Here is a 22,897-nt window from a genome sequence, read left to right as displayed (position 1 = left end):
AGAAGCCCATGGCGGTGCGTCCGCTGCGCGCCATCTACCAGATCGACCCCTACCTGTTCCGCGACAGCGACGGCCGCGGCTGGGGCACGCTGGATGGCATCACGGAAAAGCTGGACTACCTGCAGTGGCTTGGCATCAGCCATGTCTGGCTGCTGCCGTTCTACTGCAACGCCGGCCGCGATGGTGGCTACGATGTCACCGATCACTACCGTATCGATCCACGCCTGGGCGACCAGGCCGCGTTCCAGCGCCTGGTCGATGCCGCCGACGCATGTGGCATCGGCATCATCGTCGAACTGGTGATGCAGCACACCGCCAGCGCGCACCCGTGGTTCGTCGCCGCGCAGCAGGGTGACCCGGCCTGGCGCCGCTGGTACCTGTGGAGCGACCACATGCCTGACGACGGCCTGCAGCCGATGTTCCCGCCGATCGAGGCCTCTGTCTGGACCTGGGATGCCGAGGCCGGCGCGTTCAACCGGCACATGTTCTACCGGCACGAGCCGGACCTCGACCTGGCCCATGCGCCGGTGCGCGAGGAACTGCTGCAGGTAATGACGTTCTGGCTGCAGCGCGGCGTGGCCGGCTTCCGCGTCGACGCGGTCCCGTACATGGTCGAGCGCGCGCGCCACGCGGACCCGCGCGACGACGGGCTGTGGCTGCTGGAGGCGATGCGCGCCACGGCAGACGCACAGCAGCCAGGGCTGCCGTTGATCGGCGAAGCGGATGTCCGCGCGTCCCGCTACGGTGACTTCCTGTGCCAGGGGCGGCGGCTTTCGCACCTGCTCGATTTCCACCTCAACAATCACTTCTTCCTGGCACTGGCACGCGGCGATGCCAGCGAAGTGGCGCGGGTCATGGCCGAGTACGGCCCGCACGCGCCGCCGGACACACGCATTGCCTGGCTGCGCAACAATGATGAACTGGACCTGGAGCAGCTGGAGCCGGATGAGCGCGAAGCGGTGATGGAACGTTTCGCTCCTGAGCGTGGCATGCGCATCTATGGCCGTGGCGTCCGCCGCCGGCTGGCACCGATGCTGGACGGCGACATCGCATGGCAGGCAATGGCCTGGGCGGCGCTGCTGTCGCTGGGCCAGGTGCCGGTGATCCGCTATGGCGAAGAGATCGGCCTCGGTGATTGCCTGGAGCTGCCCGAACGCAATGCTGTGCGCATGCCGATGCACTGGCATGACGGCCCAGGGGCTGGGTTCACCGACCAATCGCGGCATGCCTGGCGCGCGCCACCGGCGGACGGCCCCTACGGTTACCGCACGGTGAATGTCGAGGCGCAACGCGCGATGCCGGACTCACTGCTGCTGCGGGTGCGCGAGCTGCTGCAGCAACGCAATGCCCATCCCGTGCTGCAGCAGGGGCCACACACGCTCGACCCACCCTCACCCGCGCTGCTGATGCTCCGCTTCGGTGAGGCACCCCATCAGGCACTGGCACTGATCAACTTCGGCGACAACCCGGTTGAGGTGGACGTACCCCTGCACGGCCCGCTGCACACGCTGGTGGGCCACGGCGCCAAACTGCAGGGTCGTCGCTGCTACCTGCAGGGCCATGGCTATACGTGGCTGGCTGCCGAGGGTGCCTGAGTGCGCAGCGCAGGCAGTACGTGTTCGGCGAAGTCGTCGATGAAGCGTTCCTGCTCGCGGTTCACGTTGTGCAGGTAGATGCGATCGAACCCCAGGGACTGCAGCTCCTGCAGCCAAGCCCGATGCTGGCCCAGGTCTGCCGAGACATGCACGTGCTCGCGCACCACCTCGGCGCTGACCGATCGGGCCTGTGCTTCGAACTGTTCGGGCTGGTCCAGGCCTTCGGCCAGTTCCGGCGGCAGCACGTTGGCGCTCCACTGCTCCATCGCGCCTTCCAGCGCCGCCTGTTCGGCGCGCGCGTAGGAGAGCTTGGCCTGCAGGTACATCGGCTTGCCCCTGCCGCCGCCGTCCTCGAACGCCGCCACCACACGCCGCAACTGCGCCAGTGGCTGGCTGATGGTGATCAGGCCATCGGCCCAGCCCCCCATCCAGCGTGCGGTTTCCTCGGTGACGGCCGCCCCCAGCAGCGGCAGGGGAAGCGCCGGGCGACTGTAGAGCCGTGCCTGGCGCACCCGGAAGCCACCGTCGTGGTCGACCTGCTCGCCGCCCCACAGCCGCCGCATCACCTCGGCCGCATCGCGCAATGCCTTCTGCCGCTCGCGCTTGGCTGGCCACGGCTGGCCGGTGATGCGCTCGTTCAGGGCCTCACCGGTACCCAGCGCCAGCCAGATCCGGCCCGGCGCCAACTGCTCCAGCGTCGCCGCTGCCTGTGCCACCAATGCCGGGTGCTGGCGCAGCATCGGGCAGGTCACCATGCCCAGGGTCAATGCGCTCTGCACCGCCAGCGCGCCGGCCCATACCCAGCTGTGGCCGGACTGCCCTTGCGCAGTCGTCCACGGGTGGAAATGGTCCGAGCACATCAAAGCCTCGAATCCCGCCTGTTCGGCGCGCAGCGCCAGGCCCAGCAAGGTGGCGGGCGGGAACTGCTCATGCGATGCGTGGTAGCCGATGGTCATCACGGATTCCGTGCGGGGACTGGACACGATGGCAACACCCCTCCAGCTAAAACGGCGTCATGGAAACGAACACCTCCTGCATCGGGCATCGACGCTGGGCTATCGCCGAAGGCTACATTCCAGCCTGGAGCAACGGCCCGTCGCCGGAGATGCAGAGTCACGAAACCTGCTGCGTCCTCAATGCGGGCAACGAGGACGCGCATGTCACGCTGACCCTCTACTTCGAGGACCGCGATCCTGTCGGTCCCTACCGGATCACCGTGCCAGCACGACGCACCTGCCACCTGCGCTTCAACGACCTGCAGGATCCGGCGCAGGTGCCACGCGGCACCGGCTTCGCCACCCTCATCGAATCCGACCAGCCGATCATCGTGCAGCACACGCGGCTGGATTCACGGCAGCCGGCCAACAGCATCATGACCACGATCGCCCATCCGTTGTGAAGCACCGTGCGCAGTCGTCCACGCTGCCACGACACCGCGCCCTCCGGCCGTTTACCCGCGCCGAGCGAGACTGCCGCCAGGTTCCCTTTCGGAGAGTGACGATGGCCCTGCCCGACTACCCACGTCCGCCCTTCCCGGCGCAGCAGCAATCCTTCCCCGGCAAGACCGCGCAGATGCAGCCCCGGCCGGACCACGGCGAGGACAGCTACCGCGGCCATGGCCTGCTGCAGGGCAAGAAGGCACTGATCACCGGCGGTGACAGCGGCATCGGCGCAGCGGTGGCCATCGCTTTCGCGCGCGATGGTGCCGACGTCGCCATCGCCTTTCTTGATGGCGAGCAGGACGACGCCCGCCATGTGCAGCAGCAGATCGAACAGGCCGGGCGCAAGGCCGTGCTGGTACCGTGTGACATCAGCGACCCGGCGCAGGCGCGCTCGCTGGTCGACCGCGTGGCCAGCGAGCTGGACGGTCTCGACATCCTGGTCAACAACGCGGCCTACCAGCGCTACTACGAGCACTTCGACGACATCACCCTGGATGACTGGAAGCGGACGTTCGATACCAATGTCCATGCCGTGTTCAATCTGACGCGGTTGTGCGTGCCACACCTGCGCGGTGGCGGCGCGATCATCAACACCGCATCGGTCAATTCCAAGCGACCGACCCCGAACATCCTTCCGTACTCTGCGACCAAGGGCGCCGTCGCCAACCTGACGCTGGGGCTGGCGGGCCTGCTGGCCGAGCACCAGATACGCGTCAACGCCGTGCTGCCCGGCCCGATCTGGACACCGTTCATTCCGGCAGGCATGGCCTCCGAAGAGGTCGAGCAATTCGGCTCGCAGACGCCGTTCGGCCGCCCCGGGCAGCCCGCGGAACTGGCCTCGGCCTACGTGATGCTGGCTTCGGACAGCGCCAGTTATACCTCCGGTGCCTTGCTGACCATCTCCGGCGGCGCGGCAACGCTGTGACCGCCCATGGCCGGACTGCCTGGCTGGATCGCGGATTGGCTGCTGGTGGTGGTACCGGTGGCCGAGGTGCTGGTCATTCTCGGGGTGGCCTGGCTGATGGTGCGTGCACTGGCGTGGCTGCTCGTGCAGGCCCGGCAGCGCGGCAGGCTGGCTCCAGAGCTTCATGTGGGCCTGCGCCGCGGCGGTGCATTGCTGCTGTATCTGGCGGCCACGCTGCTGATACTGGAGCGGCTGGGCGTTTCGCGCTCGGTGCTGTGGACCGCGCTGACCGGGTTCATGGCGGTCGGTGCGGTGGCGTTCTTTGCCGCGTGGAGCGTGTTGTCCAACCTGTTCTGTTCGTTCCTGATCGTGGCTACGCGACCGTTCCGCATCAACGACACGATCGAAGTGCTGGAAAGCGTGGACAAGCCGGGCCTGTGCGGCCAGGTGGTGGACATCAACCTGATCTACACCACGCTGAGTGACCGTGGCGAAGGCGCGCGCGGTTGCCTGCTGCGCGTGCCGAACTCGTTGTTCTTCCAGCGCATCACCCGGCACTGGGGTGACAGCGGCTATTCGCAGCTGCCGGGCAGCCTGCCGATAAAGGGCAAGGTACGCTGAGTCGCTGTAGAGCCGAGCCCATGCTCGGCTCGCTGCGCGCAGCGCAGGGTGCGTCGCGGCCGAACGGAGCGCAGCCGAGCGTGGGCTCGGCTCAAGGTGCCACAGCGGGCGACCCTACTCCGCTGCCAATGCCTGGATCGGGTCCAGCCGTGCGGCGTTGCGTGCCGGGAAGTAGCCGAAACCGAGCCCGGTCGCAGACGAACATGCCAGCGCGGCGAGCACCGGCCCTGGCGTGAACAGGAAGGGCACCCCCAGCGACAGCAGGCTGGACAGCGCACCCACGGCGAAGGCCAGCAGTACGCCCAGCACGCCACCGGACAGGCAGATCAGCACCGCCTCGATCAGGAACTGGCGCAGGATGTCGCCCTGCCTCGCCCCCACCGCCAGCCGCACGCCGATCTCGCGCACGCGCTCCTTCACCGACACCAGCATGATGTTCATCACGCCCACGCCGCCAACCACCAGCGCCACCGCCGCGATCGCCGAAACCAGCGCCGCCATGGTCTGGCTGGATTTCATCACCGCCTTGCGGATCTGGTCCGAGTTGTAGATGAAGAAATCGCGACGACCATGCAGGCGCTCCAGCTCGGCGCCCAGCGAGGCCTCGGCAGCATTGGTGGGTACGTTGTCGCGTACGCGCACGGTGATGCTCTCCAGGCGCTGGCTGCCCAGCAGCCGGGAGGCAGCCGACGTATAGGGAACGTAGACGGTTGGCGTGGCCCCACCGGCGAATGCATTGGCACCCACCACGCCGATCACCTCGACCGGCATGCCGCCCAGCAGCACCGTGCTGCCGATAGGGTTGCCAGCGAACAGTGCCTTCGCTGCCTTCTGGTCGACCACGCCCACTGCCCGATGCGCCTCCACCTCGGCATCGGTGAAGAACCGGCCGGCCCTCAGGCGCAGCCCGCGCACGCGCGGCAGATCCGCACCGGCGCCCAGTACCTGCGTATTGGCTCGTCGGCCGCCCTGCAGTGCTGCTACCGAACCGCTGAGGTTGGGGCTGACACTGTCCACGTAACTCAGGGCGGCCAGGTGATCGGCATCGCCTACCACCAGCGTCTCGATCTCCGCCGAGCGCGGGTCACCGAAATCGGCGCCCGGGAAGATCTCCAGCGTGCTGGCGCCCAGCGCGTTTATCTGCGCCTCGACCTGCGCCTGCGCGCCTTTGCCCAGCGCAACCACGGTCACCACCGCGGCCACGCCGATGATGATGCCGAGCATGGTCAGCAGGGTGCGCAGGCGATGGGCCAGCATCGAACGCACCGCCATGCGCGTCGCCTCGCGCACGGCATCGATGCGGGCGCGCCGCTCGGTAGCCGCCGTGGATGTGCGCGCCGGTGCGTCCGCACCCTGCCGCACCGAAGGGCCTCGCTCCTGGCGATCCGCCACCACACGCCCATCGGCGATCTCGATCACCCGTGACGCGTGGGCAGCAATCGCCGCATCATGGGTGACCAGGATCACGGTATGGCCCTGCGCATGCAGGCGCTCGAGCTCGGCCATCACCTGCCTGCCACTGGCATGATCCAGCGCGCCGGTCGGCTCATCGGCCAGCACGATCGCGCCGCCGTTCATCAGCGAGCGTGCGATGGAGACGCGCTGCTGCTGGCCGCCGGACAACTGGCTGGGCCGGTTCGCGGTCCGCTCGCCCAGGCCGAGCGTTTCCAGCAGCAGGCGGGCACGCGTGGTGCGCGCATCGGCCTCCACCCCGGCATAGACGGCGGGCAAGGCCACGTTCTCGGTGGCACTGAGGTTCTCCATCAGGTTGTAGCGCTGGAAGATGAAGCCGAAGTGCTCGCGGCGCAGGCGCGCCAGCTGGTCAGGCGACATCTGCTCGGTCGCAGCCCCCTCCACGCGGTAGCTGCCTTCGGTCGGCCGATCCAGGCAGCCCAGGATGTTCATCAGCGTGGACTTGCCCGAACCCGAGGGGCCGATGATGGCGATGAACTCGCCGGCATCGATGCGCAACGAGACCTCCTTCAGCACCACCACCTCGCCGGCGGCCGAGCGATAGGCGCGCGATACGCCCTTCAATTCCAGCAGTGCGTCGGCCATGCTCACATCCCCAGCAGGCTGGTGGGTTCGGCATCGCCACCGCTGGGCGCCTGGCCGACCACCACGTTCTCGCCCGCTTCCAGGCCAGAGAGGATCTGCACGGCGGTGGCGGTGCGCAGGCCGGTAGTCACAGCGCGCTCGTGGGCGCGGCCTTTCGCATCGACTACCCGCACGGTTGCGCCGTTGCCGTTCTTGTCGTCGGACTCGCTCAGGGCGGTCAGTGGCACCTGCAGTGCATTGGCCACGCGTGCCAGCTGGATCGTCACTTTCACCGTCATCGAAGGCTTCAGCATCAAGCCCGGATTGGCCACGTCGAACAGCCCCGCGTAGTACACCGCTTTCGGCGTCTGCGCCGATCCGCCGCTGTTGCCGCTGGACGCGTCGGCAATCGACGACGGCGCTGGCTCAAGCTGCTGCAGGTGCGATTCATAGCGGCGCCCGCTCGGTCCCAGCGTCGAGAACCACAACGGTTGGCCGGGTGCGATCAGTTCCACGTCAGCCTCGGCGATCTCGGCGCGCACCGTCATCGTGTCCATCTGTGCCAGCATCACGATGGTCGGCGTGGTCTGCATCGAGTTCAGCGTCTGCCCCGCCTTGGTGACGATGGCCACGATGTAGCCCTCGGACGGCGACACGATACGCGTGTAGCCCAGGTTGATGCGGGCGGTTTCCACCTGGGTCACCGCCTGGTCGATCTGCGCCTGCAACGCAGCGGCATCCGCGCGCGCCGCATCGCGCGCCACACGTGCCGCTTCGAAGCCTTCCTGCGAGACCAGCCGCGACGCCACCAGCTGCGATTGGCGATCGTACGTGCGAAGGGCCTGGCGGTAGCGCGCCTGGCTGGCCGCATGTTGCGCACGCAGCGCGTTGGCGGCGGCTTCGGCACTGCGCAGGGCAATGCGCTGCGGTTGTGAATCCACTTCGGCAATCAGGTCGCCGGCCTGCACGTGCTGGCCCAGCACCACATGCAGGCGCGTGACCTGCCCGGAGACCTGCGCGCCCACGGCCACCAGTTCTTTCGGATTGACCCGGCCGACCGCCTGCACGGTCTTTTCCAGACCGGCGACCCTTGCCGGTGCGGTGATCAACGCGGCATCCTCGCCATCGGCAGTGGAGATTGGATGGAGACGCGACCGCCGTTCAGGGACCGCGTCGGCCGCTGAATCCATGGCGCGGCTCCACGCAATCTCGACACAATCTCGACCAAGTCTCCATCAACGGTCGCTAGCCTCGGCGGCCTCGCCGACTGCCAGCCTGCCGTGCCCCTTTCCTACCCGGACCTGCCACCCCTCGATGTGCGCCGTGCCTACTTGGCGTGGTGTGCGCCTTCGCCGTGGTTGATCGCACTGGTGCTGGCATCGACCAGCACATGGATGTGGGTCGCACCGTATCCGCGACTGCCGTTGCTGGCCGGCTTCGGGGCCGCCGCCCTGCTGGGGTTCCGCAGTGACGGGCCCGGACGCACCCGCCGCTCCGGGTCGCTCGCATCGCTGGCCTTGATCGGCCTGGCGTTCTGGTCGGCAACACCTCCGGCCGCCAACGTCAACCTGCATCTGCTGCTTGCGCCCGCCACCGCCGTGGTCGCCGCCCTGCTGGCAGTGCGCCTGCGCGCCATCGTGGGCATGGCCTCGCGGCTGCAGGCCCGGGTGAACGCCACCCCCATGGCCTTGCGCTGGAACGCGCTGCCTGCCGCGGTGTCTACCCTGACGCTGCAGCAGCTGCGCGGCGCGGGTTCGGTGGACCCCAGCCTGCAGCGCTCGCTGGTGCTGGCCACGCTGGCCTGGGCGGCCAACGAAGAGGCGCAGGCCAGGGAACGCCGACGATGACCCCGTCCCTGTCCCGCCCTGCCCGCCCTTGGCCTCGAACCTGCCGCTCGCAATGAAACACCAACTCCGTAACCGACAGCCGCCCTTGGTGCTGATTGCCGAAGATGAGGGCGAGATCGCCGACATCCTCGGTGCCTACCTGGCCCGTTCGGGCCTGCGCAGCGCACGCGCCGCCGACGGTGAGGCGGCGCTTGCCAGCCACCGCCAGCTGCGCCCGGACCTGGTACTGCTGGATGTGCAGATGCCCAAGCTGGATGGCTGGCAGGTGCTGAGCGAACTGCGGCGTCGCGGCAACACGCCGGTGATCATGCTCACCGCGCTCGACCAGGACGTGGACAAGCTGACCGGCCTGCGTGTGGGCGCTGACGACTACGTGGCCAAACCATTCAATCCCGCTGAGATCGTTGCACGCATCCAGGCCGTGCTGCGCCGCAGTGCCCGCAGCGTGGCCGAAGAACCCACCGGGCTGATCCGCCAGGGCCCGTTCGAGATCGACCTGCGCAGCCACGAAGTGACGGTCCGCAACGGCGAGCAGGCGCACGCACTGAACTTCACCCTCACCGAATTCCGGCTGTTGGTGCACATGGCGCGCGCGCCGCGCCAGGTGCATGCGCGGGTGGACCTGCTGCACGCCTGCCTGCCCGAGGGCGATGCGCAGGAGCGCACCGTCGACAGCCACGTCAGCAAGCTGCGGCGCAAGCTCGAGGATGTCGGCGTGATCGGCATTCCCGCCACCATCCGTGGCGTCGGCTACCGCTTCCTGGACTGAATGATGACTGCGAAAGGCAAGAGCATCGGCCGCCAGATCAGCCTGTCGATCACCGTGGCCTCGCTGTGTTCGACGGTGCTGTCGATCAGCGGCTTCTATCTGTTCTACTACCTGCTGGAGGTGTTCTATCCGCGCTGGTATGACGAGCCGAAGTCCATGATGCCCTCCGGGCTGGAGTGGCTGTGGATCGGCCTGACCGCCACCGTGGTGGTGGCGTTGGCCACCCTGATCGCGTCTCGCCTGACCCGGCGCATCATCACCCCGTTGAATTCGGTGGCCGCAAGCCTGCGTCGCGTGGCCAGCGGTGACCTGGAGGCGCGCGCACGCGGCGGCGACACCTCGATGGCCGAGGCCGCCACGCTGGTCAACGACTTCAATTCCATGGCCGAGCGGCTCAGCCGGATGTCCGAGAACCGCGTGTTCTGGAATGCGGCCATCGCACACGAACTGCGCACGCCGATGACCATCCTGCGTGGCCGCCTGCAAGGCATCGCCGAAGGTGTATTCGAGCCGGGCCCCGAGCAGTTCAACAGCATGCTCACCCAGCTGGAGGGACTGACCCGCATCATCGAGGACCTGCGCGTGGTCAGTCTGGCCGAGAGTGGCCACCTGGATCTGCGCCTGCAACGCAGCGACGTCAGCGTGCAGGTGGCGGCGGTGGTGGAGGCGATGTCCGAGGCGCTGACCGAAAGTGGCTTCTCGGTGAGCCTGGACGCGCGGCCGTCGCTGGCGGACTGCGATCCGGCCCGCATCCGCCAGGCGGTGCTGGCATTGCTGGAGAACGCCCGTCGCCATGCCATCCCCTGCCCGCTGCGGGTGCGCGTCACCCTCGCTGAGGGGCACTGCGCGGTGGCCGTGGAAGATGGTGGCCCCGGCGTGCCGGACGACCTGCGCGACAGCATTTTCGAAGCCTTCCAGCGCACCGATGTGTCGCGCTCGCGGCAGAGCGGGGGCTCAGGTCTCGGCCTGGCGGTCGTGCGTGCGATTGCCGTGGCCCATCACGGAACGGCGCAGTGCCGCGCTACCGAGCGTGGCGGCAGTTCGTTCGAGATCCGCTGGCCGGTGCACGTGCGCCGTTGAGGCCGTAGACGCTGCCCTGGTAGCAGCCCACCTTGGTGGGCACCACGCGCGTGGCTGAACGCCGCCGATTTCTCCACGCAATCTCCATCATCCCTCCATGCCCGCTCCAAAGGGCTGCAGATACTGGGCGCGACCCGGCAGATGGCAGGCATCCGTCCCCTGCCCTGTCCCCGAACCCCCCAGGCATCCCATGCAACACCCCCACGATCCAGCGGCCGCCGCCGGCAGCATCGGCCAGCAGAATGCGGCCGCCACGCTCAAGGCCATCCTGCGCACCTACCCCTGGCAGCTGACCGGCACGTTCTCGCTGGTGGCGCTGGAGAACACCCTGCTGCTGGCCTATCCGTTGTTCGCCGGCTTCGCGGTAGACGCGATCATCAGCGGCAACATCGGCCATGCCATCTCCTATGCCGGCGTGGTACTGCTGTTCTGGCTGGTGGGTGCCGCCCGTCGGGCGGTGGATACGCGCACCTTCACCCGCATCTATGCCGATCTGGCAGTGAGCGTGGTGCAGGCGCAGCGCCGGTTGGGCCAGGCGACGTCCACTTCGGCGGCACGCGTGGTGCTGGCCCGCGAGTTCGTCGACTTCTTTGAAAAGCACGTGCCGATCATCGCCACCGCGCTGGCATCGATGTTCGGTGCAGTGGCCATGCTGCTGGCGATCGAGCCGATGGTCGGTGCCGCTGGCCTGGCCACCCTGCTCGGCGCCCTGCTGGTGCTGCCCTGGTTCGCACGTCGCAACGAGCAGTTGCACGGCCGACTGAACAACCGCCTGGAACACGAAATCCGGCTGGTCGACCGGGTCAGCCCCTCGGTGCTGCGCCGCCACTACACCACGCTGTCGCGCCTGCGCATCCTGCTGTCCGACCGCGAAGCCGGCGCCTATGTGGTGATCGGGCTGGCTGCCGCGGCATTGTTCGCGCTGACCATCGGCCGCCTTGCCACCAGTGAAGGCGTTACACCGGGCCACGTCTACGCGGTGATGACCTACCTGTGGACCTTCGTCGGCAGCCTGGACGATGCGCCTTCAATGGTGGATCAGCTTGCGCGGCTGAAGGATATCGGCCGCCGCGTCAGCCCCGGCATGGACGATGCGGACCACAAGGGCGCCGCTTGACCGGTCGCTGCCCACCTTGGTGGGCACCGACGAGAGCAGCGCCAACCAAGGTTGGCGGCTACCAGGCCTGAGCAGTGTTGCCCTGGTAGCTGCCCACCTTGGTGGGCACCGACGGAAGCCAGCGCCAACCAAGGTTGGCGGCTACCGGGCCTGAGCGGTGTTGCCCTGGTAGCTGCCCACCCTGGTGGGCACCGATGGAAGCCAGCGCCAACCAAGGTTGGCGGCTACCGGGCCTGAGCGGTGTTGCTCTGGTAGCTGCCCACCTTGGTGGGCACCGACGGAAGCCAGCGCCAACCAAGGTTGGCGGCTACCAGGCCTGAGCGGTGTTGCCCTGGTAGCTGCCCACCCTGGTGGGCACCGACGGAAGCCAGCGCCAACCAAGGTTGGCGGCTACCAAACCTGAGCGGTGCTGCCCTGGTAGCTGCCCACCTTGGTGGGCACCGATGGAAGCCAGCGCCAACCAAGGTTGGCGGCTACCAGGCCTGAGCGGTGTTGCCCTGGTAGCTGCCCACCTTGGTGGGCACCGACGGAAGCCAGCGCCAACCAAGGTTGGCGGCTACCGGGCCTGAGCGGTGTTGCTCTGGTAGCTGCCCACCTTGGTGGGCACCGATGGAAGCCAGCGCCAACCAAGGTTGGCGGCTACCAGGCCTGAGCGGTGTTGCTCTGGTAGCTGCCCACCTTGGTGGGCACCGATGGAAGCCAGCGCCAACCAAGGTGGGCGGCTACCGGGATCGATAGATACCCATGCGCCGCTTGGCGCTACAGGAACTCCGCCATGCGCTGCAGCTCGTCGTCCAGCGCGCCACGAAATACCTTGTCGCGGGCCAGCGACTTGCCGGCATAGCCCACGCTCGACACCAACTCACCCTCGCGCACGCTCAAGTTGGCCCAGCCCACCACCTGCTCATGCCACAACACCGGCAGTGCGTAGTAGCCGTACTGGCGTTTCGGTGCAGGCGTGTAGGCCTCGAACTTGTACACCCAATCCCACAACAGCTCGAAGCGGCGGCGGTCCCACACCACTGGGTCGAACGGCGCCAGCAGGCGCACCTGCTCATCCGGTGCATGGCGGCGCGAGCGCGGATTCTCGTCCGCCGGCCAGTACCAGGTGGTGCCTTCCAGCGTGCAGCTGGCCAGTTGTTGCTTGGCCAGCGCCAATGCCTTGCGGGTCTGCTCGGCCAGGTGCGGCGCGCCATAGCCCAGCAGGCGCACCAGATAGGTCAGGCTGGCCGAGGGCAGCGGCGCGTACTTGCGCACCACCAGGTCGATCAGGGCGGCGGCACGTTCGATCTGCGCCTGTTCGCTGGAGTCGGGCTCGGCATGATCGGCCACCGCATAGATGCGCGTACCGCTGTCGCGCCGTTGCACCCGCAGCAGGCCGCGGTAGTGCATGCCATCCAGCAGATGCGTGCTGGCGTTGCTGGTGCCGCCCCAGTAGTTGGTCACCCGCCCATGCGCGAACGCCTGGTCGACCTCGCGCGGGTGCACGCTGCCACGCTCGCGCACAAAGGCCAGCACGTCGGCCGCACGGCGATGGGTCTCGGCATCCCACTCGCGCTTGGAAACCCGTGGGTGCATCAGCGCCAGATGCTCGCGCGGCAGGAAGCCGTAGTTCACCAGGCAATCCTCTTCCACCGGCAGACGCGTGTAGCGGCGCTCAAGATCGCCCGCGCGGTAGTCCTTCACCCGGTGGCGCAGGGTCAGGTCCTGCGCGCGAGCGGGTGCGCGGATCGGGTCGGCCTGCACGAAGCCCAACCGCCGGATCGCGGTCAGCAGCGTGGTCGGCTTGAACAAGGTGCGCGCCACCGCGTAGCGGCGAAGGTCATCGAGAGTGGGCGTGGCAGGCATGGCCGCATTGTATTCTCGACACTACGCGATCCGTCCAGTAGAGCCAGGCCACGCCTGGCTGGCGTCATGGTGAACGGCCGCGATCATCCACGCATGGCGTGCATCTACCGAAGCCGCGATACCTCCAGCGAACCGATCACCAGGGCCCGCATGCCCTGCTTGAACTCGGTGATCACCTGCCCTTCTTCGTCATCCGCAATCGCGTAGATGGTGTCGGCACCGGCGATGCAGTAGAACGCGATCGTGGCCAGCAGCCAGCGCGCCTTGTCCACCGGCAGGCCGAACACCTCGGCCACGTGCGCCTGGTGCGAGGCGATCTTTTCCAGCATCGGCGCGGTCGCCACCGTGCGCCGCAGCAGGTAGGGCGGTAGCCCGGGATGCGCCTTCACCACTTCGCACAGCGACTCCACGAACCCCATCAGATAGGCCTCCAGCCCACCCGGTGCGTCGACCGACGCGCGCGGAATCTGCCAGCGCTGGAACACCGCCTCCGCCACCAGGCGCTTCAACGCCTCCAGGTTGGCCACGCGCTTGTACAGCGCTGCCTGGGTCACCGCCAGTTCGGCGGCCACGTTGGCCATGGTCAGGTTGGGCAGGCCCAGGCGGATGCCGATGTCGGCCAGACGCTCCGGGGTGATGGTGGGCGGGCGGCCACGGGTCGGCGCCGTTGGATCGGGGTGCGTGCTCATACGGTGCCTGCTCTTACGGTGCGCGTCCATACCCTGCTGAGGGTGCCAGCAAAGGGACCCTCTTGTCCGCTTCGATTGATTTAGTTTAATTTACTCAACTAATTCGGAAGGCGTCCAGCACGCTGCCCGTGATCGAGCCCATGGCTCACCTCCCGCCAGGTCCCCACCCAGCCAACAACCCTGCGCTGCGCCCTTTCCCCGTGCTTGCCGTCGGCAGCGCGCCAGGCGCGCTCGCGCCTGCGATTCACAGGACTCTGGCATGACCGTTTTCAACTTCACTTCTGCACAGCATCGCGCTGCCGCCGCATCCTCCGGCCTGATGTATTCGCCGGGCATGGTCCGGCGCTACCGGGTGTCCGCCCTCGCGCTGGGGCTGCTGGCCTCGTTCGCCGCGCTGGCCGACGCCGCGCCGTCCACCCTTCCGTCGGTACAGGTGCAGGAACAACGCCGGGTCACTGCAGACTATGCGGGCGGGCAAGTGGCTGCCGGCAGCCGCGTCGGCCTGCTCGGCGACAAGGATTTCATGGACACGCCGTTCAATACGATCAGCTACACCGAGTCCTTCATCCGCGATCGCCAGGCCAAGGACCTGACCGACGTCATTGCCGCCACCGACCCCACGGTGTTCAGCAACGGCGTCACCGGTGCATGGAGCGAGAACTACGCGATCCGCGGCTTTGCCTCCAACACCAGCGACACCACGTTCAATGGCCTCAGCGGCATGGCGCCCTACTACCGCACCTCGCCGGAAATGTTCGAGCGCATCGAGGTGCTGAAGGGACCGTCTGCGCTGCTCAACGGCATGCCGCCGGGCGGCTCGGTCGGTGGCAGCGTCAACCTGGTGCCCAAGCGCGCAAGCGAGCAACCGCTGCTGCGGGTCAGTGCCAACTTCGCCTCCGATGCGCAGTTCGGCACTCACGTGGATATGGGCCGTCGCCTCGGCGCCGACAGGCAGTTCGGCATCCGCTTCAACGGTGCCTACCGTGATGGTGACGGCGCCGTCGGCAAGCAGCGCAAGAAGGTACAGCTCGGTTCGCTGGCACTGGACTGGCGCGGCGAACGTATGCGGCTGTCGGCCGATCTGTACAGCGCCGACGACCGCGTTGACGGCCCGGCGCGTGGCGTCGGCCTGGCACCGGGCGTGGCCATTCCGCGCCCGCCACGCGGCGATACGCTGATCAACCCGGATTGGGCCTACGTGGACAGCCAGGACAAGGGCGCGATGGTGCGCGGAGAACTGGATGTCAACGATAGCCTGATGGCCTACCTCGCGTACGGCACCAGCAGGACCGACTACCGCTACAACGGTTCGATCAGCGCGCAGATCCTCAATCCAGCCGGCAACTTCACCACGGTGATCGGCCAGCTCGCCTTCGACATCAGGAAGCAGTCCGCAGATGCCGGCCTGCGCGGTTCCTTCCACACCGGCAACGTCGGCCACCAGTGGGCCGCCAACGTGACCCACTACCAGCACACCCAGAACGACTACGGCCGGCGCAGCGTACCCGGCTGGGACTGGACCACCAATCTGTACAACCCAGTGTGGGGCCCGGCGGCGCCGTTCGTGGCACCGCACATCTCGCATACCGAGCTGACGCTGGACAGCCTCGGCTTCGCCGACACCCTCGCCTTCGCCGATGACCGCGTGCAGCTGACGCTGGGCGTGCGCCGCCAGCAGGTGGTCAGCGAGACCTTCAACGTGTCCGCGGGTGCACGCACCTCGCGCTACGACGAGAGCGCCACCACGCCGGCAGCGGCCCTGCTGGTGAAAGCCACCGACGCGATCTCCCTCTACACCAACTACATCGAAGGCCTCAGCCAGGGCGCCACCGCGCCGATGACCGCCGCCAATGCCGGCGATGTGTTCGCACCGTTCCGCACCAGGCAGAAGGAGCTGGGCCTGAAGCTGGACCTGGGCAGCTTCGCGCACACCTTCAGCGTGTACGAGATCAAGCGACCGAACAGCTACACCGACCCGGTCACGAATATCTTCTCGTTTGGCGGCGAGCAACGTAACCGGGGCGTGGAATGGGGCTTCTTCGGCGCACCAATGGACGGCGTGCGCCTGCTCGGTGGAGCGGCCTATGTGCAGCCGAAGCTGACCCGCACGGCCGGTGGCGTGAATGAAGGACGCATCGCCACCGCCGTGGCGCAGCGGCAGGCCAAGCTGGGCGTGGAATGGGATGTGCCGACCTTGCAGGGCCTGACCCTGACCGGCAATGCCACGGCGATGTCGAGGCAGTACATCAGTGCCGACAATAGCCTGTCGGTGCCGGGGCGTACGTTGTTCGACGTGGGGGCGCGCTACAGCACCACCGTGGCGGGTCGATCGCTTGCGCTGCGGGCCAGCGTGAACAACGTGACCAACAAGTCGTATTGGGGCATGCCGTTGTTGTCGAGCCTGGCGCTGGGTGCACCGAGGACGGTGCTGGTGTCGGCAACGATGGATTTCTAAGCTGGCGTGGAACCCCTGTAGAGCCGAGCCATGCTCGGCTCCGTTTCGTCCGCTGAGCCGAGCATAGGCTCGGCTCTACAGGACGTCGGGCAATCCGCGAACGGCATCCACGCATGGCGTGGATCTACGTGTCATTCCGGATGCAGGCGATAGATGGCGTGGCTGGTCAACGCCAATGCCGCCAGCTTCAGCCCTTCCATTACGCGATCGCCCACGTACTGTTCCGGGCCGCCATTCTGGCGGGCGCGTTCGGCCGCCAGCAGGATCTCCTGCACGATACGCAGCCCGGCCAGTGCACCGTCGGCGTCGGCCAACGCCAGGCACCGGCCCGGCAGCTGATGGCGCTCGGGCCAGGGCTGGCCGTCGGCAGCCGCGCCCAACCCGATGCGATGCAGCAGGGCCGTCAGGTTGTTGGGATCGGGCGGGATGTCGTGCCCCTCATCGGCATTGGCCGGGGCGCGCTGATGGGGAAACTCCGATGCGTTCATGGCAGGTCTCCGTGCAAGGCATGCGGGACCATCACCCTTAAAAATCAAGGCGGCGGACGGTGCGTGGCTGGAAATCCCGTGAGTCAGTGCTATACCCGGGCGGTGGGCTTGCGCCCACCTCCACGCACCGCCCGCCATGGAACGCGAACGGAATGCCAGCCGACGCCGCGCAAGGCGACGCCGGCTGGCAAGCGTAAACAGCACTTACTCAACGGGGTTTCCAGGCCCCGGCCACCCTTTTTCGGTGGCACCCCATCATGTGCACAACGGGGTGGCAGGCGCCAACAACCCAAGTGCAAAGACAGCAACGTTCACGCAGTGGCCGCATTGTCGCATATCGACAATCGAGCCGAAGATTCAACAACTTGCGCCACGCCAACGGCGGCGTTCCCCACCCGCATCGGCACCACGCGTTCCTTGACCGCATCCGGCTTTCAAGACGCGCGACACGCCAGTTCCGACATTACACAAGCAGATGGGCAATCAACGCCAGCACCGCCAGATGTCCCACGTAGTACCCATAGAACACCCAGCGCCAGCGCGGCAGTTGCCACGGCACCCGCGTCGCCAGCACGACCACCGGAACGGCCAGCAGTGCCCAGCCGTTGTGGTTGGCCCAGCACGCCGCCGCAAGCGCGACCAGCAGCGGCCACCACGCCCGATGCCGGAACGCGATCCAGGCCAGCAGCACGGCGCCAACGCCGGCCCACTGGTAGTCCACGAACATCGGCAGCACACCGGCAGCCAGCAACAGCAGCACAGGCCGATGGCTCGCAAGCGCATGCACGGCCACCGCCGCCAAGGTGAAGGTGAGCAGGATGTTGAGCGGCAGCCAGGAACCGAACGCGAAGGCGTGCAACGGCTGCGCGATCAGCCCCCATAGCGCGAGCCGGCGCATCGATTTGCGCAGGTCGGCGCCCGGCTGGGCCAGGTTGCAGGCCATCACCAGCGCGAACAGCGGGAAGGCGATACGCCCCAGTTCGCTGACCACCGGCACGTAGCCCCCGAACACCACCTTGGCCACGTGGTCGCCGGTCATGGCCAGCAGCGCGATCCACTTCAACAGCTCGCGCGCGCCGCTGCCGAGGCTGAGTTTGAACGTGCACGTCCCGGTCGTGGTCGCTTGCATCGCGGAAGCTTATGCGCATCGGCCAGCGCATTTCCAGCGCCGCGCAGGAGCTCGCCACTGCAAGCCGTAGATGGCGGCGCTATGCTGGCCGCCCCTGCTTGTGAGACACCCGCCATGCGCACCCTGTACCCGGCCATCGAGCCCTACCGCGAATTCGCCCTGCCGGTGAGCGATCTGCACACGCTGCATATCGAAGAGTGCGGCACGCCGGAGGGCATTCCGGTGGTGTACCTGCACGGTGGCCCGGGCGCCGGTATCTCGCCGACCCATCGGCGCTTCTTCGACCCGGCGCGCTACCGCATCGTGCTGATCGACCAGCGCGGCAGCGGCCGTTCCACGCCGTTCGGCGAGCTGCGCGACAACACCACGCAGGACCTGGTGGCGGACATCGAAAAGGTGCGTGAGCACCTGGGCATCGAGCGCTGGCTGGTCTATGGCGGCTCCTGGGGCTCCACGCTGTCGCTGGCCTACGCGCAGGCGCATCCGGAACGCGCCACCGGCCTGATCGTGCGTGGCGTGTTCCTCGGTCGTGAGATCGAGAACCGCTGGTTCGCCGAGGCCGATGGCGGTGCGCGCTGGATCTTCCCGGAGCGCTGGGACCGCTACGAGGCTTATATCCCGGAAGCCGAGCGTGGCGACATGATCGCGGCCTACTGGGCGCGCATGGATGGCCCGGATCAATCAACCCGCATCGAAGCCGCGCAGGCCTGGTTGGGCTGGGAAGACAATGCGGCCACCCTGCAGCACGACGTGGATGCCGAATCCACCGATGATCCGCTGGATACCCTGGCGAAGGCCCGCATCGAAGCGCACTACTTCCGCAACGGCATCTTCCTGGAGCCGGACCAGCTGCTGCGCAACATCGATCGCATCCGCCACCTGCCCGGCGTGATCGTGCAGGGGCGCTACGACATCATCTGCCCGCCGCGCAGCGCGTGGGACCTGGCCAAGGCTTGGCCGGAAGCGCGCCTGGAGATGGTGACCTCCGGCCACAGCGCCAACGAGCCGGCCACGGTCGATGCGCTGGTGCGGGCGACGGATGCCTTTGCCGACCGGTTCTGAACGCCTGGGGTAGTGCCGGCCGCTGGCCGGCACCCCGCAACACACTCCCGCGTGCGACTACGGGTTGGCGTCAAACACCACGGTCATGTTGCCCTCCCAATGCGAGCCTGGCGCCTTCAGCATCTCTGTTACGGCGTCCCGTCCTGCGGTGAACCGCAAGGTCGACCGCCGCTGCATCAGATAGCCATCCGGTGTGAAGCGCGGCGCCTGTTCGTCGTCGGGCGACAGCGGTGTGTCCTGCGCCGGGCGCCCGTCGCGCAGATTGCGCATGCCGGGCAGGGTGACGTCCACATCCACCGGTACAACCTCCCCAAGCGTCTGATTGCGAATGCCGCAGCGATTGCCTGCGTCGTGCTCACAGCGCAGCTTCATGCTGAAGTCCATCGAGCTGGTCAGATGGAATGGCAGCTCCTGATAGAGGCGTATCGGGGCACGGCCCTGATCGGTCCACTGCGCCCAACCTGCCTCCGGCGCCAGGTGCACCTGCGGATTGTCGCTGGGGAACCGTACCTGGAACTGGTGCGACACCGTGAAGCGGAACTTCAACGTGATCGGCTCGGTCGTGACGTCATCACCAAAGTCGATATCGCTGCCCGCGCCTCCCGCACTGTAGGTCAATTCTCCTTCATACACACCGTCGTTCAGCGACAATGGCGACGGCGCGGTTATGAGAAGGCCCAGACCAATCCACGGCATCGCATAGTTGGCCGGCTGTGATAGCGGCTTATCTCCCTGAGAGTTGCACGGCTGCGGCATCTCAGGATTCTTCACTGTCCAGCCGAACCTGATATATGACCCGTAGCTGACCGTCTGAACGTAGCTGCATCCTCCACGCACCGTTCGAGTGAACACTGGATTGGTAACGCCTCCCGGTGTCATTTGACCACTGACGGTAGCAATCGTGATGCGGACCTCCGCTTCGCCACCCGTGGTGGTGTTTTGCAACATGACGTTGCGAGGGGCAGGCAAGCCAAGATAGAAGCGCTTGCGGACGTCGCCGTTATACTCGTAGGTCTTGTTCCACGACATCGGGACATCGACAGAGTAGGCACCATCCTCCGTGCAGAATTCTGGACGCCACGAACAGTAGATGCCAGGCGGCGTCGTGTTCCGGAAGACCATCCGGCCCGGGTCCAGGGCTGACGGGGCAAACTCTGCCGTGACCAGCACTTCTGCCGCACATGCACTTGCGGCCGCGCCAAGCCCAATCACGACCAGCCCTGCGCCTCGCAGCGCCGCCATCAGCGAGCGGATTCTCATTTCGTATGCTCCTCGGTTCTCGCGATCGACGGCGGGCATCCCGTCGCCCCCACCATCAACACATCTCCTTCCCTGGGGTAGCGCCCCTCCTCCATCGTCAGCGTGCAGCTGACCAGGTTGGGGTAGCGCAACTCCACCACCGGCGCACGGGCGCTCAGTTCAAGGGTAAAGAATCCATCCTCCTGGCTGACGCTGCGGCCGGCGTGGTTGATCACCTGCACGCCGCGCACACCGTTGCCGTCTGCATCCAGTACCTGGCCCATGACGGTGAAGGTGCGCAGCACGTCCAGCGTGGCATGCATCACGCCCCCCTTGTTGAGGTGATAGCTGACGACCGAGGGCTGCAGCGTTGCCGACGGCGCATGCCGCCCCTGGAAGTCGAACTGCACGTGGCCTGCGCGATACGCGGCCACCGGGACGAAGTTGCGGCCCGGGCGCAGCGCAACGCCGCCGCCGTGGCTGTCGTCCGCACGCAGGGCAAGATCGGGATAATCGCTGCGGACATCGACAATCAGCCCGGTGTCGGCGCTTCTGCCGCGCCCCTGCCCCAGCACGGCGGCGCGCCCACCGCCAATGACCACGGTGCTGTCGAGGTTGGCGGTGCCGCTGATGCGGCCCGACGCCGCGCCGCGGTAGACCTGCATGTCACCCTCCACAAACGCGCTCTGCAGCGAGGCACCCGCGCCTGCGCCCAGCCCGCCCCGTTCGGCGGTGACCGTGCCATTCACGCTCTGCAGTACGGCGCCGTCCACGCGCTGTGTGGAGGAGGCGGTCACATAGGTATCGCGGCGACCGGCATCGCCGGTGCGGCTGCCCAGACTGCCGCTGTAGCTGCGTTGATCGCTGCCCAGCGAGACGCTCACCGTCAGGTCGATCCCGCGTTGCCGCCGATAGCCCGTGTAGCGGGCGCCGGGGCGGTCATAGGCGGAAACGCGCCAGTTGACATCGTGCTTGCCGAACACCGTCTCCCGGCGCCCGTAAGAGACATCGATGCCGGTCCCGCGGGTGAAGCCCGAACTGCGGGCCACGCGCAGGCTGGCAGTATCACGGTGCCCGAAACGATGCGTGATCGAGACGGCCGTCGTGTCCTGCCAGCCGCCGCGGGTCTCCCAGCGTGGGGCGCCGCTGTCGTCTGCCACGACGCGCTCGCGCTGCTCCACCCAACCGCGCGCATGGTTGGCCACCACCGAGCCGGCACGATAGCGGTACAGGCCCTGCAGGTCCACGCCGCGCCCGGCGTCGCTGGAGGTATAGACATTGGTGTACGTGCTGAAGCGGTCACTGGCCTGCCAGTCCATCGACACACCCGCCGAATGCCGCGCGCCGATCCGCTGCACGGTGGCCCCGGCCACCGCACGGGAGTGCAACAGGTAATTGACCACGGCACCGGCCGCGGCGCCGCCCTCGCGGGCGCTTCCGGCGCTGGCCAGCAACCCGCGCTGCTGCCCTGCGAACGCGCTGTAGCGCCACCGCCGGCTGGGATCCTGCCAGCGGCTGGGCTTGTGGATGGAGGCGCTTTCGCGGGACGCTTCGCGGCCGTCCTGGACCACCCGCAGTTCCACATCGTAGATCCCGCCGGGTAGCCGGCGCGTATCGATTTCCTGGATGCCGGGCTTGACGGCCTGCGTGGACAGCAGGTTCCCGTCACGATAGATCTCCACCACGCCTTCGCCACTGGCGGTGACATAGACGGGATAGACACTGGGGCTTCGCGTATCGGCCAGCAGTACGTCCGAGGATCCGAACATCAGGCCCAGCGCCGTATCGTTCTGCGTACCCGGTGCCCGGGGCTGGCGCACAATGCCCTCGAAGGTGGGCAGGAAGTAGCCGGCGCGAACGAAATGATCGCCCAGTTCGCGCTGGGCATACAGGGCACTGAGGTAGTGCTCGCTGCTGCCGGGCTGGGCGTAGTACTGGTAGCTGCCAACCGTGCTCCAGTGGCCGGCACTGCCGCGCAGTTCGGCGCTGTAGCGTACGGTGGCCTGCTGTTCCTGGCCGCCGTGCACGGCAAGACTGTTGCGCACGATCAGCCCCCGGCTGCCCGCGTCCGGCAAGGCGATGTGGCGCCCCTCCTTCTGCGCGCCGGCAGGCGTCAGTACACTCAGCAGCGAGTTGGACAGACTGTAGTGCAGCGCTGCCATGCCCCGGCACTGATGCCTGCATACGCCCAGCGCCATCGGTTCAGCGAGTTGCTCGCCCCAACGGGCACGCTCGGTCTGTGCCAACCGGCTTTCGTGGCTGTCGCCAAAGCCGATCACCTGCACCCGGTTGTCTTCGTGCAGCAGAACCTCGGCGTCACCCAGATACTGCCCATCCAGCTCCACGCGCACGGTGAGCGGGTTGCCAAACAGGTGCTCGCGGAATTCGGCCGGCATGCGTTCGCGCTGCTGCAGCAGGCTGGGCAGCTCGCCCGGCGCGAGGCCGGCCGCCTGCGTTGACGTGGCAAGGACCACGGCACCGATCGCGGTCGCGAGCTGGGCCAGGCGGAATCGACGTTGGTTGGAGGACGAGAGCATGGGCGCTGTTCCGGCGTCCCCGCCGCGTCATTGGATGC

At 67.4% G+C, this 22,897-nt stretch carries 19 protein-coding genes; 10 read left to right on the top strand and 9 right to left on the bottom strand.

Translation table 11 applies throughout. The features are described 5' to 3' along the window. Positions 1-8: 8 nt before the first annotated feature. Positions 9-1,595 (top strand): alpha-amylase family protein, encoded by a 1,587-nt coding sequence (locus tag E5790_RS19565; RefSeq protein WP_111206934.1) that lies wholly within the window; start codon positions 9-11, stop codon positions 1,593-1,595. Here the strand turns inward: E5790_RS19565 and E5790_RS19560 are convergent. Beyond that, a complete protein-coding gene (locus E5790_RS19560; RefSeq protein WP_049406852.1) occupies positions 1,565-2,551 on the bottom strand; it encodes a TIGR03885 family FMN-dependent LLM class oxidoreductase in 987 nt (328 codons plus the stop codon). The genes E5790_RS19565 and E5790_RS19560 overlap by 31 nt on opposite strands. 59 nt (positions 2,552-2,610) lie before the next feature. On the opposite strand from E5790_RS19560, the gene E5790_RS19555 reads away from it, so the two are divergent. The 3 genes from E5790_RS19555 to E5790_RS19545 all read left to right on the top strand — a co-directional run bounded on the left by E5790_RS19555 (position 2,611) and on the right by E5790_RS19545 (position 4,562). Next, positions 2,611-2,994, top strand: a complete 384-nt coding sequence (locus E5790_RS19555; RefSeq protein WP_111206933.1) for a sensory rhodopsin transducer — start codon at positions 2,611-2,613, stop codon at positions 2,992-2,994. A 101-nt stretch (positions 2,995-3,095) separates the two neighbouring features. Continuing rightward, positions 3,096-3,962 carry a glucose 1-dehydrogenase gene (locus E5790_RS19550; RefSeq protein WP_111206932.1) on the top strand — a complete coding sequence of 289 codons (867 nt, stop codon included), beginning with the start codon at positions 3,096-3,098 and terminating at the stop codon, positions 3,960-3,962. 6 nt (positions 3,963-3,968) lie between these two features. Then, a complete protein-coding gene (locus tag E5790_RS19545) occupies positions 3,969-4,562 on the top strand; it encodes a mechanosensitive ion channel domain-containing protein (protein WP_111206931.1) in 594 nt (197 codons plus the stop codon). A 114-nt stretch (positions 4,563-4,676) separates the two neighbouring features. Here the strand turns inward: E5790_RS19545 and E5790_RS19540 are convergent, their stop codons facing one another. Together E5790_RS19540 and E5790_RS19535 are read right to left on the bottom strand one after the other, a co-directional pair. Beyond that, on the bottom strand, positions 4,677-6,620 hold the full coding sequence (locus tag E5790_RS19540) for a MacB family efflux pump subunit (protein ID WP_111206930.1): 1,944 nt from the start codon (positions 6,618-6,620) through the stop codon (positions 4,677-4,679). Between the two features lie 2 nt (positions 6,621-6,622). Beyond that, complete coding sequence (locus E5790_RS19535; protein ID WP_247594917.1) at positions 6,623-7,789, bottom strand: efflux RND transporter periplasmic adaptor subunit; 1,167 nt, start codon at positions 7,787-7,789, stop codon at positions 6,623-6,625. Between the two features lie 90 nt (positions 7,790-7,879). Between E5790_RS19535 and E5790_RS19530 the strand changes: the two genes are divergently transcribed. The 4 genes from E5790_RS19530 to E5790_RS19515 all read left to right on the top strand — a co-directional run bounded on the left by E5790_RS19530 (position 7,880) and on the right by E5790_RS19515 (position 11,412). Then, positions 7,880-8,446: a hypothetical protein gene (locus tag E5790_RS19530; protein WP_181454212.1), complete on the top strand. Its 567-nt coding sequence runs from the start codon at positions 7,880-7,882 to the stop codon at positions 8,444-8,446. A 52-nt stretch (positions 8,447-8,498) separates the two neighbouring features. Continuing rightward, a complete protein-coding gene (locus E5790_RS19525) occupies positions 8,499-9,215 on the top strand; it encodes a response regulator (RefSeq protein ID WP_111206929.1) in 717 nt (238 codons plus the stop codon). Between the two features lie 3 nt (positions 9,216-9,218). Continuing rightward, the gene (locus E5790_RS19520) at positions 9,219-10,295 is read left to right on the top strand and encodes an ATP-binding protein (RefSeq protein WP_049406889.1); all 1,077 of its coding nucleotides are present in this window, start codon (positions 9,219-9,221) and stop codon (positions 10,293-10,295) included. A gap of 190 nt (positions 10,296-10,485) precedes the next feature. Continuing rightward, the gene (locus E5790_RS19515; protein ID WP_111206928.1) at positions 10,486-11,412 is read left to right on the top strand and encodes an ABC transporter six-transmembrane domain-containing protein; all 927 of its coding nucleotides are present in this window, start codon (positions 10,486-10,488) and stop codon (positions 11,410-11,412) included. 759 nt (positions 11,413-12,171) lie between these two features. Here the strand turns inward: E5790_RS19515 and E5790_RS19510 are convergent. Both E5790_RS19510 and E5790_RS19505 read right to left on the bottom strand, forming a co-directional pair. Next, the gene (locus tag E5790_RS19510; protein WP_049406620.1) at positions 12,172-13,260 is read right to left on the bottom strand and encodes a crosslink repair DNA glycosylase YcaQ family protein; all 1,089 of its coding nucleotides are present in this window, start codon (positions 13,258-13,260) and stop codon (positions 12,172-12,174) included. A gap of 104 nt (positions 13,261-13,364) precedes the next feature. Then, positions 13,365-13,949 (bottom strand): TetR/AcrR family transcriptional regulator, encoded by a 585-nt coding sequence (locus E5790_RS19505; protein WP_014647283.1) that lies wholly within the window; start codon positions 13,947-13,949, stop codon positions 13,365-13,367. 259 nt (positions 13,950-14,208) lie between these two features. Here E5790_RS19505 and E5790_RS19500 point away from each other — a divergent pair, with 259 nt between their 5' ends. Further along, the gene (locus tag E5790_RS19500) at positions 14,209-16,404 is read left to right on the top strand and encodes a TonB-dependent siderophore receptor (protein WP_111206268.1); all 2,196 of its coding nucleotides are present in this window, start codon (positions 14,209-14,211) and stop codon (positions 16,402-16,404) included. 131 nt (positions 16,405-16,535) lie between these two features. On the opposite strand, the gene E5790_RS19495 is transcribed toward E5790_RS19500, so the two are convergent. Both E5790_RS19495 and E5790_RS19490 read right to left on the bottom strand, forming a co-directional pair. Beyond that, positions 16,536-16,892, bottom strand: coding sequence for a hypothetical protein (locus tag E5790_RS19495; protein WP_032962681.1), 357 nt, complete (start codon positions 16,890-16,892; stop codon positions 16,536-16,538). Between the two features lie 463 nt (positions 16,893-17,355). Further along, on the bottom strand, positions 17,356-18,021 hold the full coding sequence (locus E5790_RS19490) for a TraX family protein (protein WP_111206272.1): 666 nt from the start codon (positions 18,019-18,021) through the stop codon (positions 17,356-17,358). A 114-nt stretch (positions 18,022-18,135) separates the two neighbouring features. Between E5790_RS19490 and pip the strand changes: the two genes are divergently transcribed. Then, complete coding sequence (gene pip, locus E5790_RS19485; protein ID WP_111206274.1) at positions 18,136-19,083, top strand: prolyl aminopeptidase; 948 nt, start codon at positions 18,136-18,138, stop codon at positions 19,081-19,083. Between the two features lie 57 nt (positions 19,084-19,140). On the opposite strand, the gene E5790_RS19480 is transcribed toward pip, so the two are convergent. Together E5790_RS19480 and E5790_RS19475 are read right to left on the bottom strand one after the other, a co-directional pair. Then, the gene (locus tag E5790_RS19480) at positions 19,141-20,343 is read right to left on the bottom strand and encodes a hypothetical protein (RefSeq protein WP_136191788.1); all 1,203 of its coding nucleotides are present in this window, start codon (positions 20,341-20,343) and stop codon (positions 19,141-19,143) included. Continuing rightward, the gene (locus tag E5790_RS19475) at positions 20,340-22,859 is read right to left on the bottom strand and encodes a TcfC E-set like domain-containing protein (RefSeq protein ID WP_111206278.1); all 2,520 of its coding nucleotides are present in this window, start codon (positions 22,857-22,859) and stop codon (positions 20,340-20,342) included. The genes E5790_RS19480 and E5790_RS19475 overlap by 4 nt, the downstream gene beginning before the upstream one ends. Positions 22,860-22,897: the final 38 nt, after the last annotated feature.

The organism is Stenotrophomonas sp. PAMC25021, from assembly GCF_004795795.1.
Lineage (GTDB): Bacteria > Pseudomonadota > Gammaproteobacteria > Xanthomonadales > Xanthomonadaceae > Stenotrophomonas > Stenotrophomonas muris.
The sequence above is the reverse complement of the archived record's forward strand: the minus strand, read 5'-3'. Positions and strand labels throughout refer to the sequence as shown.